The organism is Mucilaginibacter sp. GW821-FHT07H05, from assembly GCF_059418485.1.
This window is the reverse complement of sequence record NZ_JBWKPY010000005.1, coordinates 26568-40018: the sequence shown is the minus strand read 5'-3', so window position 1 is coordinate 40018 and position 13451 is coordinate 26568. Positions and strand designations below refer to the sequence as shown.

5 protein-coding genes are annotated in these 13451 nt (G+C 48.0%); all 5 read right to left on the bottom strand.

Annotated elements, in window-relative coordinates; genetic code table 11:
- Positions 1–155 precede the first annotated feature (155 nt).
- A complete protein-coding gene (locus AC07M6_RS14295) occupies positions 156–1316 on the bottom strand; it encodes a glycoside hydrolase family protein (RefSeq protein WP_494890492.1) in 1161 nt (386 codons plus the stop codon).
- Between the two features lie 20 nt (positions 1317–1336).
- On the bottom strand, positions 1337–4105 hold the full coding sequence (locus AC07M6_RS14290) for a family 78 glycoside hydrolase catalytic domain (protein ID WP_494890490.1): 2769 nt from the start codon (positions 4103–4105) through the stop codon (positions 1337–1339).
- Between the two features lie 187 nt (positions 4106–4292).
- On the bottom strand, positions 4293–7826 hold the full coding sequence (locus tag AC07M6_RS14285; RefSeq protein ID WP_494890488.1) for a malectin domain-containing carbohydrate-binding protein: 3534 nt from the start codon (positions 7824–7826) through the stop codon (positions 4293–4295).
- 596 nt (positions 7827–8422) lie between these two features.
- Entirely contained in the window at positions 8423–11170 is a 2748-nt protein-coding gene (locus AC07M6_RS14280) for an alpha-d-galacturonidase (RefSeq protein WP_494890486.1), read from the bottom strand.
- A 422-nt stretch (positions 11171–11592) separates the two neighbouring features.
- Positions 11593–13146 (bottom strand): MGH1-like glycoside hydrolase domain-containing protein, encoded by a 1554-nt coding sequence (locus AC07M6_RS14275; protein ID WP_494890484.1) that lies wholly within the window; start codon positions 13144–13146, stop codon positions 11593–11595.
- Positions 13147–13451: the final 305 nt, after the last annotated feature.

Below are 13451 nucleotides of genomic sequence, written 5' to 3'. Positions count from 1 at the left end.
AAGCGTGGACGCTTGCTGTCAACTTAGGTTCAAGCGTGGACGCTTGAACCGGCTTCAGTTTTTGATATTTAATAAATCCTTTAAACTAAATCCTCTGTGTACTCCGTGATTTCTCCTTCTGTGAACTCTGTGGTTACTCTTAAACTCTAATTAAACTATTTCTTCTTCGGTGGCTCTACAAAACTCACCTCGCTTTTGCCCATATCTTTTGATGTGGCTACGGCTATACCCCGCTGATCGGCTTTGTTAACCGCACAGTAAAAGTGGTAAACCACACCTTTATATTTCACCACAAATGATTTATGGGCGAACAATTCATCATAAGGTTCGCTCGATTGGATCAGGTTCTCACCCTGCCACTCCGTCCAGTTCACCAGGTCGTACGAGCAGGCAAACTTATTGAACGCGCCCGTCGTGTTTTTCCAGAACGCGCCGAAGTAGAACATCACCCAAACGTTCCCGATCTTTTGCAGATAAGGATCGCCGGTAATGCCGATGTGATGGTTCAGTATAGGGTCTTTACCATAGCGCGACCAATGCAGCATATCATCGCTGGTGGCCATACCAATGCGTTCGGCACCGCGTTTTTTATTCAGACTATCGCCATTGGCATTATAGTACATGATAAAAGGGTGGCCCGTGCGTTTTGATTTATCCCAAATCACAGTTTCTTTGTACAGCGTGTGATTATCCCACCAACTTACGTTGTCGTCAGTGGCCTTTAAAACGGGATGATCCAGCCGGTCCCACTCGTGCACGGTGGATGGATCCTGCGTGGTAGAAGCTATCCCGATAGATAGCAAGCCCTTCTCGTAACCCTTATCCTTACCACCAAAATAGCTCATCCAATATTTGCCCTGGTATTGTTGCAAGGCATAAGTACCTCCCCAGGCCGGGTCCTGCAGGGCAATATAGCCTGCTTTTTGATTTTTATCCCAACTGGTATCGCTGAACGACAGGATGCGCCCCTGGGTTGCCCAGTGCAGCAGGTCCTTACTTTGGGCCAGCCAGGTTTCGTACCCCTGCCCGTTGAAGATGAGGTAGGTCATATACCAGTTATTCCCCTTGCGGAATACGCTGGGGCAATCGGCCTTTTTGGAGTTATCATCGGTGGCAATCACCAGGCCATATTTGTAGGGCGTTTTTATTTCGTTGTAGATGCCCTTCATTACCTTATCGCTCACGGTAGTGGGTAAGCTTACAGGGGTCGCTTTTTTTGCTGTTGTTTTCTTAGTTTTTTTGCTTTGCGCGGATACACTTAAACAAGCGCTGATTGCGATAAGCAGTGTAAAAATTTTGATCGTCTGTTTCATCATTTTCTAATTTATGAGGCAGGTTATTTGGCCGTAAACACATAATCGCCCGAACCGATAGCCACCATAGCTTTGCCATTTTGATAACCAGCAAATTGCGTATCCTTACGGGTTTTCACATTTTGGCCATCAGCCATCACTGTACTGTTTGCACCTGCCGGGATATAAATCACCGCGGTAGTATTAGCCGGGATGCTTACTTTCAGCTCGAACCCGCCTGCTGTTTTTTTCCAATTGCTGGATATAACACCATAAGGCGACTGATAGTTTGCCCGGGCCCAGGTTACATCGCCTACTACCTCGGGCCTGATCTCAATTTTGTTAAACGCGATAGAGCCCCCGGCCGGGCGGATGCCTGCCAGTCCGCTGTAAAACCATTCCATTAAATGCCCCAGCATAAAATGGTTGTTGGATACCTGTGGCAACGCCGCCCACGATTCGGTCAACGCCGTTGCACCATGTGCCAGCTGGTAGCCGTAACCCGGCACATCCGACCGGCTGTTCATGGCGTAGATGACATCCGAGCGGCCGGCATCGTCCAGCACCCGCAGCAAATAGCGAAAACCGATATCGCCTGCGGTGAGGGCATTACCGTGCTCCTTTAAATCGTTTACCATATTATTGATAACGGCTGCCTTGTCCTTCTCATCAACTAACCCCATATAAACCGACATAGCATTGGCCGCCTGGCTGCCGGTGCCGTATTGCTTGGTATCCTTGTTAAAAAAAGCTTTATTGTACAATGTCTTTACTTCAGTGGCCAATTTTAAAAAGGCTTTGGCATCAGCATCCCTGCCCAGCATAAAGGCGGTTTTAGCAGCGATATCCAGATCATAATAATACATGGCCGTAGCGGTGATACCCTGCGGGGTTAATTGCGATACGCCGGGCGATTTTGGGCCCAGATCGTACCAATCGCCCAGGCCTTGTTTCAGGATATGATTGTCCGATTTTTTTTCCAGGTAAGCCAGGTAACGCTTCATCATATCGTAATTATCAGCCAGTACCTGTTTATCACCATACCATTGGTATACATACCAGGGCAGGATAATGCCATTGCTCCCCCACTCGGGCGAGTCGCGGAAAGGTTCGGCAAACTGGGTAAACTCGGGTGCTATCTCAGGAATTAACCCATCCGCCGTTTGGGCATTGCGCATATCGCTGATGCACTTTAAGGCCAGGCGGTGAATATCGTAATTATACCGTAACGAACTGCCCACCAAATGCGCTTCTTCCAGCCAGCCCAACTTTTCGCGGTGCGGGCAATCGGTAAATACACTGGCCATATTGCTTTTCATCGACCAGTCTATCAGCTTAAATGTTTTGTTGAACAATTCGTTCGAGCAGGCAAAATCTCCCACAGTGGCAGCCCCGTTACGGGTATGCAGGCCTTTAACGCTGATCATAACCGGCTTGTTATTAGGGTTAGGCGCATTTTGCGCGACCGCACCTTCTACCTGCAAATATCTAAACCCATAATAGGTAAACTGCGGCTGCCAGGTCTCTATCCCGTCGCCTTTTAAAATGTAGTTGTAATTATGCGGACTGCCCGATGCTTTTTGATTGGCGCTGCCATCAGCATTGACCAATTCTGCCGGGATGATCTTTACGGTATCGCCTTTTTTACCTTTCACACTAATCTGCGGGATGCCTGAAAAGTTCTGACCTAAATCATACACCAAAGCACCGCTGCTTAAAGGCGTTTTGCTGATGGGCGTAAACACCTGCATCACTTTCAGCGGGTCGGCCATTTGGGCGTTCAACTCCGGTGATCCATCTACTACTATAGCCTGCTGCCATTTAGCATCGTTAAAAGTGTTGGTGTCCCAGCCTTTTTGTTCCAGGTTGGCGTTATAATCTTCGCCGCTGTAAATGCTGGTAAAGGTAATTGGGCCGGGTGTAGCTTTCCAACTGATATCGCTTACCAGGTTTTCTATCGTGCCATCCATGCGCTCCATCACCAAACGGCAGATCATTTTCGGGTGGCCGAAAGCGCCGGTCAGTTTACGGTAACGCTTATCGCGCGGGATATAATAAAAGCCGTTACCCAGCATTACACCGATGGTATTTTGGCCGACTTTTAAATCTTTGGTGATATCAAAAGGCACATACAGCGCCTCTTTGGTATACATAGTCCAGCCGGGATTCAGGAAATCGTTGCCGACCTTCTTTCCGTTTAAACTCAAGTCAAAATGACCCAGACCGCTGATATATAAAGTCGCTTTTTTTAGAGGGGCTTTCACCGCGAAGGTTTTGCGCATCAGCGGCAAAATATCATTCTCGTAACCCAACCTTTTCGGACCGCGCTGATGAATGAGAGGGACTATGATCGAAGTATCCTGGATTTTATCGTAAGCTATCCATCGCGCACCTTTCCAGTCGGTTTTGGCCAGCAGGCCCATTTGCCAGTTATTTATGCCGCTCCAGGCGGATGCCTGCCCGTGGTTATCCCAAACCATTACCTTCCAGTAATAGGTTTTGGCTGCTTGCAAAGCTTTACCTTGATATTCAATTTGGATAGAAGCGTTTGATGTTATTTTTTTACTATCCCAAACATTGCCGGTATTACCTGCCAGTTTAGCGGCATCATCCGCTACCAAAACCCGGTAAGCGGTTTGCAGGGTCTGTTGCTTATTGGTTACTAACTGCCAGCTTAGGTGTGGTGATACCGTTTGCACCCCCTGCGGGTTTTGCTTGTACTCGCATTGCAGGGCCGTTACTTTTAAGCCCTGCGCAAAAACCTGCGCGGGAATTAACAATACCAGCAAAATGTATTTAAAACAACCTATCATTTATATCTAAATCTAATCACTAATCAATGTCGCTTTACATAAGACATTGTCATTGCGAGCGCAGCGTGGCAATCTCGTAGTAAATTTACAAGCGACGAGATTGCCACGTAGCGCCCAACTACAACCCTCCCCGGCTCCTCGCAATGACATACTGTGTTTTTCTAATCACTAACCTCTAATCTCTTAATTATTGTATTTCCACCCCGCTAATGCTTAAACCTTCGGCATCCAGCCCTGTGATTACCAACTTATAATTGCCGGCGTTTATGCTGGTACCTGTACTGGTAGCAATAGTGCCCGATTTACCTTTGGCCACCGTTTTAAACGTTAGGTTTTCTTCCTTCATCAGTGTACCGTCGGCAGCCCGTAATTGCATTTTACCGGTCAGCATCTTATCGGTGAAGTTATAGTATTTTATACGGATAGCATACAGATCGGCCACGCCGGGGGCAATGGCAAAGGTTACACTGCTACCTGCGCTTTTTTCTAAACGAGCTATTTTTTTGCCGCTTAAAGTATCTTTTACCGCCCCGCCCTGCACTATGGCATCCTGAATATTGTAGTTAATGGTTTTGCGCAGATCGGTTGCGGGCTCCATATTGGTAACGGGAACCGCAAATACGGTGAACATTAATTCGCCTTTATTTTCGCCCATAGTTATGCTATGCACCGGCCTAAACCGCTTCCGGTAAAGCGGCATTTTATGGCCACCGTTATAATCGTTCTCTACATAAAGGCCTGTAACCTCGTATTCCTCTAACCACGCGGGGCGGGCGGCGGGCGGGCAATCCATCGCGATATATACATCTACCATCGACTCGTGCGACCGTACATGCCGCACCTCGCTACCCGGCTTATTTACTGTTTGTATCCATTCGGCGCCGTATAGTACCGGGGGTAAATTACTGAAGGTAATATCAGTATTACTATATTGTTTTTGGCCTATATCCAACCATCTTTTAAGTAACGTAGGGCCAGTTAAAAGCTGCGGGTATATATGGATATCCGTATCGGCCAATGGCTTTGTAATTTTTAGCTGAATAACCGCGATAGCAGATATAATAGCCTGTCCGGCAGCCGCATTTGGGAACGACACTTCTAACTCGCCGCCTGTAATATGCGCGTTTACCGTTTTTTTAATGGCACGGTCATACCCGGCTTCTTTCCAAATATCCAGGTTTTTGATTTTGGTTTCGCCGTTCACAGCAACATCAAACACCCGCCAGCCCGAGCAATCCATACCACCACCGGCACCATACCACGGCTCTGTAAAAAACAACTCCACCCGGTAATCGCCATCAGGCAATTTGTTATAAAACTTTAGTTTATTTAGTCCATAACGGAAAGTTTGAAACAATGCATCGTTGCTTGTTCCCTTAATATGATCGAATGTGCGCTGCTGGCTGGCAAAGGCAAGCGGCATATCACGAAATTCACCCGCCCATGACGTTGAGTTAAACCAAATATTATCAGCCTCCCAAAGGTTTCCAAAACTATCTTTATACGCATCGCCACCGCAGTTTATACGCCACACATATTTGCTGTTTGGCGTGGGCTTCAAAACATCTTCTTTTTCCTTTTCAGATGTTGCTAAAGCCGGCGCAGTTGGCAAGTGGTTCAATACAACCTCATCCTTAGCCACCATTTTGCCATTCACATAACCTAATGCATAAAGCACATTATATTTAATATCCACCCCATCCCATTGGAAGTGTGTACCGATGCCCCCACGTTTGCGTTTACCCAGCGATGCATGGTTTATATCGTTAAACAACTCCACCTCATCGCAATTAGAGTATACCACGATGCTATCCTTCTTACCCGGCTTCAGCCAGCGGTTGGGCCAGGTGTGCGATACAATGTATACCATCGGTTCCTTATCCTTAGGCACGTAATTGGCGCGGTACATATAAAACGCATCGGTAGGTTGCCCCCAGGTGGTAAAAAGGCCTTTATAATTCACCGGGCCTACCCTGTCCAATTCGCGCATCCCTTCGCCGCCTTGTGTGCGGCCTGGGTTATCGTGCGAGTATAATAACCAATGAAACTGCCCCGAGATCTGGTCTTTCACAGCCTCGGCTAACCTTACTTTGGTTTCCATCAATTGCGCAAAACGCTCTTCGCTTTGCGGGCCGTTTTGATTAAATGGCCCCTCGGTATGCAAGCCTTCGCTGCGCCAGGCACCGTATTCGCCTATCAGGTTTTGCTTCTTCAGGTCTTCGCTATAGGTAAGCGGGTTACCGCCGTAGGTGCCGGTCCAGTTTTGGGGTACGTCCCAATCGGTACCGCGCCCGCCGTTGCAGGTCGTAATTTTGCGTTGCGATGATGAAGTAGGATCCAGTTTACGGATGATATCCGAACACTCCTTCGCGAAATCCTCAGGCAGGCGGCTTTCGTTTTGCAGGCCCCACAGGATGTTCGACGGACTGTTGCGCCGCTCCTTTACCCAATCCACCAGCAGGGTTTTAAACTCCTCCTTAAACTCCTTGCTATCGTACCAGATATGCGCCGAATATTGCGGCCACCACAGGATGCCCATTTTATCCCAATAGTTTTGATAGGCCAAATTATGCGGCTGGTGCGCATCGCGAAAAGCGTTGAAACCGGCGGCTTTTACCTGCATTACCCGCGCTTTAATTTCCTGCGCGCTAAAGGCATGGCTTTTACCCATTAAATGCTCGTATTCGGCAGTGCCGTTAATAAACACGGGCTTGCCATTCAGGAAAAAGCGACCGTCCTTATTATTACGCCCAATGGGCCAACTGATCCAGCGGATACCATAGGGGGTAATTTGGCGATCGGCTATTTTGCCGTCGGTAGAAATTTCGGTTACCAATTGATATAGGTATGGGTTTTGCAAGTCCCATAAATGCACATTGCTTAACTTGGGCAACACCTGTTGGATAGTTGCCCCCTCGCCTGCATTCAGTTTTTTATCTGCTTTAATTATAGCCACGGTTTTACCTGCCGCATCAACCAATTTATTGGTGATAGTGATATGGGATGGCTTAGCGCTGTAATTTTTAACATCTGTCTCCAAATTCAGTGTAGCCGATTTTTCGGTGACGGTAGTATCGTTCCAGATATGGATGCCAAATGGCTGTATCCTTACGGGATTAGTCACGATCAAATGCACCGGTCTAAAGATCCCCATGGGCTGCGATCCTTCCGAAAAACCGGGATCGTCCGAGCATGCCCCGCATACCCAGGGCAGGTTTTTGATAAACGAAGGGTGATCGGCCCGCACCGTCAATAAATTGGCTTTGCCGGGTTTAATGGCATCGGTAACATCTAAGGTAAAGGTGGTGCGCCCACCGGCATGGTAGCCAACCTGCTTAGCATTCAGCCAAACTGTGGCGTAGGAGCCTACCCCTTCAAAATATAAAAAATAACGCTTGCCTTGCGGCTGATTGGCGACTGTAAAGGTTTTACGATACCAGGCATAGCCATGGCGGTTGCCGTGCTTCAACCGACGATAACCGCCGTAATCATCCCAGTTGTGGGGGACATCCACTGTTTTCCAATTCTTATCGCTAAAGGTGCTTTGCTCAAAACCGTTATAGGCTTTAATATTGGTATCATCGGCAATGGTTTTCCAGTTGCTGTTGAGGGTGAGATCCTGGCGTGGGGATTGGGCTTTGGTGGATAAAGTCGTTAGTCCTAAGATTAAAGTCAGGAGTAAGAGCCTTAGTGCTGAGGGCCTCAGCGATGAGAGCCTCACCCTACCCTCTCCAAAGGATAGGGTTCTAAAAAAAACAGTTCCCTCCCACGGGGAGGGGTGCGGCTGTCCGTGTGATGGCAGGGAGGGGTTTATACGATTTGCCGACGCATGTGGCGTAGTGAAACCCCTCCCTACACCCTCCCCTTGGGAGGGAATCGCGCGTGCCCTCGCTTGCTTTGATCCAAAACCTGATTTCGATGCCCCGGAGGGGTTACCTGTTTGTAGAAAACGGGGAGGCGTTTCTTGGTGCCCCGGAGGGGTTACCCTATCTGCGATTTGAATATCAGTTCGGTTAAGGGTAGCACCTACGGCGCATGTATATTTTTCTGTGTGTATTGCTACAAACAGGTAGCCCCGATGGGGCATAGCTTCCCGCGTTAGGGATAGGAGCGGATACCGGCCTGTGGCTAAGGCCCTGTGCAGTATGAGCGGATAGCCCGGGCCGGAGGCAACGCCCGCATTTTTATGGGTCTGCATAGCTTGCGCAGGGTCCTCTCCGCGAGACCCTGCGGGGACGGATGAAGAAACCCCTCCCTGCCACTGCGCAATCCTGCCGCACCCCTCCCGAGGGAGGGAACTACTTGTGTGTACCGGGACTAATTGAACAGCCATCTTAAATCCTTAATATTTCCTTCGTTGCTTAGGCCGGCATCGTAAACGGGGATACGGGCGGTATCGTCAACTATGCCTAATATTACGCAAGCGCCTTTGCCCAGGCTTAGCGTATTGCTGCCGGGTTTAAAGGTGTAGGTATGCACGTTTACCGGCGGCATGCCCGAGATTTGGATGGCGCCAGTTATTTTAACATCCGACTGGCCGTAATCGTTAGCGCTGGCATCGTTTTCCAGTTGAGGCGGTTGCAGGTAGGCGTTATCCTTATCTACAAAATAACCCACCAGTACTTTTACAGCTTTAGTGTTGGTAAAGCTGATACTGGTACCGTCTTTTACCTGGTTATTCCTGTTTAATTTGATACCTTGTAAACCTGCCAGTTCGGGCGCGGTGTTTTTAATCACGTTAGGGCTATCGGTATATACCTGTTGATTGGTGGCTATTTTATAACGTTGCAGATCACCGTTAAGGGTTATGGCAGCATCGGTTAGTACCACTCTTTCGGCTTTTTTAGCTGCCTGCGGCGATTTTAACGAATCGATATTGCGTTTAAAATTGGTCAGCTCTTTTTGGTAAACGGGCAGCAACTCTACCCAGGTTTTCATGGTGCCATCGATACCCGGAACCGGGATTTTGCGCTGGCGGGTTTGCATGCTGTTGGCATACAGGTAGCTGTCTTTGGTCAGCTTTACCAGTTCTTCAAAATACTTTAAGCTGGTTTGCATTTCGGGCAGGGCTTTGTCCAGGTCGGCTACATCGTCGCTGTATTTATAGCGCAATACCCAAATAGCGGCCCTTACTTTATGGGCATAGCTATTGGCCATGGCCTGGTAGCAGTACATATCGTTTTTCAGACGATTGAACTCGGCTTTGTTTTTGGTGATACCGGGAGATGCCGCCTCGATAGCCGCTACCGCTTTTTTGCCGTAGATTAAAATATTGTCGGCCACCATGGACGGCGTTTCGCCGACGTGGGACTGATGTTTCCACTCACGTTCGGCATACTCGCTTAAGATCTCACCAACCGGGGCTTCGGAGTTATAAAGCAAACTGAACAGGCCAAACTTTTCGGGGTTGACAAATTGCTGCATCAGCATGCCCAAAGTCATGGTTTGGCGGTTGCCATCGGTAATGCCCACGCGGCGCAGGATCTGTGGCGAGATCTCGCCGCTTTCTTCGTAAGCATCTAAAATGTTTTTAGCGTGCGCGGCATCGGTGCCATATTTAGTTGCTAACTGACCTGACCAATACTTCACTTCCTCAGCCCTGTCGCGATTAGCATTCCAGGCGTAGCGGGCCCATTCTTTATACCAAATCCAGTCGCGGTCTAACTGTAGAATGCGTTTGCCGCTGGCGTTATCGGCCGTATATGGCCAGTCCCAGTACGATGCCTGCGGGTACAGGTGTAAGCCGTTAGCGCCGTAAACGTTGTGCATAGCCTGCACGCACTTCTGTATAAAATCGGCCGAGCCATAGCGGAAGGGTTCCAGGTTAGCCAGGATGTGGACATTCTCAATTTGTACGGTACCAATTTTACTCAAGGTGCGGTGCAGATCAGCCCAGGGGCCGTGCGGGGTGTAGGTGGTTAAGGCTTCGCCATTGTATTTGGCCTCGGTGTACAGGTTTTTGTATATAGGCAGGGCGTACTTCATTACCTCGGGCGCGTCGGTATCGTGGGCGCGGAGTACAATCGGCGGTTCTTCAGTCTTGCCCAAAGCTTTTAAACCGTCCTTTACGCCCGGTATAATGGTTTCTGTGAACCAGTCGATATCGTCCTGACCAACGCCTTCCATGGCTTCGCCAAGGGCAACCAGCAGACCAACATTAGGGTATTTCTCTACAAAAGCCGCGATGGACTTACGGGTATAATCGGAAATAATAGGGATGATGTGGCGGTTACGGTCCTGCGTTTTCAGGTTATTTTTTTCGGCAAATGGTTTGGATACGATGATATTATAAAACATCTGGATGAGCCAGATACCGCGCTTATCGCACTCATCGGCCAGCCAGTGGTACATCTCTTCGTTTTGTTTAAAGGTGGCATCGTCAACCTCTACAGCGTAAGGGTAATCCTTCACCCGCACCAGTGAAGCAAAGGGGTGACCGTTCCACAGGTATAGCGAGTTCATGCGGTTCTCAGCCAACGTATCCAGGTAACGCGACCATAAAGCCTTATCGTAAAACCAGGGGAAGTTTTGGGGTGTATATGGATACTCGTAAGTACCCCGACCGGGCAGCAGGGCCGGCTTTTGCAAACCGATACAGGTACCACGCAAAACCATTTGAGGCTGATCGTGCAGGGTTACATTGGTGGGTAGGCTATGTTTGGCAGTGATGCGGTCGGCCAGTTCGATACAGCCATATAGCGCGCCCGAATTATCGTTACCTATAATGGTGATTAAACCCTTACCGCTCGTTATTGAAAAGCCCTCTTTGGGTAAAGCTTTTGGTGCCTGACCGGCTTTTGCCTTCATTTGTATATGCGGCTTGTAAACTGAGACCTCTATGAACGGCACACTCATAGCCGCCGCAGACCTGCCACTGAATTTACCTACCGTATATCCTGCTTTTTCAAGGGCTTCGGTTAGCTTTTGCACGCCATAATCAATACGGGCATGGTGGTTGGGATAAGTAACGATATTCACCTTTTTAGGCACAGGTCCCGATGCTTTTACCGCTAAGGCAAAACACAAAACCAGCACGGCGAATAAACAGCTTGTTCTTCTTCTCATTCCTTTATAAAAGTTGCAGGCAAACAGCTTTAGGGCTTTCTTCCTGGCAGATGAATTTAACGGGGTATAATAGGTTTAACCGTTTATTGGTTATCAACTCAAAAATATCAGTAGCAGATGGTATTTTCATCTACAATGTTTTCATGGTGTTGTACGAATTTATCCATAAATAACGGGATGAGCGTTCCTTAAAGGATAATATTCGTTATAGCAAACTTCGTAAAACAGGGGTTCTTCAACTGTACAGCCCTCACATCTACTAAAGTTCGACCGTGTCAGGGGGTTAACACGACTTAACACAATTCAATTTTTTCAAAGTTTAAATTATTGACAATCAATATATTAATTCATTTTCTGGGTTAACATAAAAGCAACAATGCTAAGAAAGTATAATGGTTTTTGCTGATCTATAAAACGGCCCTTTATACCAGCTTCACCAGCACCCGCTTCAAAGCGTTACCGCGATAGATCACCTTACCATCGGCATAAACAGACAGGCCCTTGCCTTTTTTGTATTTGGCACCGGTCTCGTCCCATAAAATGCTGATGATGCGGCCGTGGTACAGCACATTATCCAGGCCGAACCATTTCCATTTCCCTTGCGGGATCAGGGGGTTTATCTCCAGCATATCGTCGGCGCGGGGTTTCATGCCAATCAGGTCGTTTATCACCAGGTCCACAAAACCCGAATGGTTATAATAACTACTGCGTGGGTTATCGCCCTTTAGCCAGTAACCGGTTTTCTCGTCCTGGTATTCGCCTAAGTAGGGAACGCCGCGTTTAACGTGCGAGAGGGCGTATTTGTGCAGCTCATCATAAAAAACCTTGCTGGTCATGCTGCCTTTGTTTTTGTAGTTAGTCAGCAGGTTAGCTAATCCTTTTAAGGTTTGGGTTGTAGCAAATGGCCAAACCGCACCATCCCACTCGCAGCTATGCCCGCTGCCATGGGTACGGAACAATGGATGCCGGCGCTCGGCCGTGGTGATGCCCCAAGGAGCATTAAAGCCTTTTTCATCCAGTAACTGGTCCCATTGTTTGGCGTAATCGGCCCGGTCGTCGGGGAGGTTAAAGTACCAGGGGATAAAACCCAATTCCTCGCGGGCATCGGCAAATTTACCGTTAGGGTGTTTGGCCTCGAAGAATAAAGCTTCGGCATTCCAAAGGCTATCCTGGGTTAGTTTTTTTAATTCGGCCGCTTTGGCGGTGTATTTAGCCTTAAGGGTATCGTTACCGGTCAGCGCAGCCATTTTTGATAGCGCTACGGCATTGCCATACATATAACTGTTAATAGTTGGCCGGCGGTTTTTATCCTTACGGCTGCCACTGATGGATTCTTCCATGGCATCGCGCACATCAAACTGGTAAAAGAGTTTAGATGGCAGCTGCTTCTCGGTTTCCCATTGCCGGTAATCCTTATCCAGTTCGGGCAGGATCTTTTGAATAAAGGGCTTGTCCCGGTTAACCAGGTAAAAATTATACACGGCATTATCTACCCAACTGCTAAAGTTGTGGAATTTGGGTTTAGCCTGTTTAGGATCAACATACAGCCAAAAGCTGATGTAGTCTTTCAAATATTGTGTATCGTGCAGCCAGCGGCCCTCGTAAATCTGGTGCCCCAGCGCGCTGCTGCCGCTATTGTAAATGCCCGAGAAACTTACCGGGGTGATAAACTCGTCGAAAATAAATCCGGCGGGGGTTTGTTTCAGGTGCTTGCGGAATGTCCACCAGCGGTAATCATAAATGCGTTGAATGGCCGAATCGGGACAATCAAACACGGGGGCATTTTTTGATATAAAATCGTAGGCCTGCTCGTTAGTGACATAATTTTTAACCGTTTCGGTATCAATAGCGTTGAAGTAGCTGATATTACTTTTCAGCTTATCCAAACTCAAGATCCGCTTTTGCTGCGCACTGGTTTGCATCGCCGTAAGGCTTACCAAAAAAAGGGCAAGGGATAAAATTTGCAGCTTCTTCATATTCAAAATAAACGGTTTTAATGGTCGGCTTGTTATTAAGATGAACAAATTAAACGAATGTTAAACGTTTGTTTGTACTATACCGTCCTGCCATTGTGATTTTATTTTTGAAGGATTGGGTTGAGCGTGTTTGAGATGGACGTTGTTAAGCCTCACCCCAACCCATCTTCAACGGCTACCGTGTGGACACAAGTCGCATTATGATTCATACCCCGTAGGGGTTGAAGGTTTGTTAAATTGCCTAAACACAAACCTTGCGCCCCTACGGGGAGCAGGTATGGATTGTTTGTAGCTACAAACCTTTA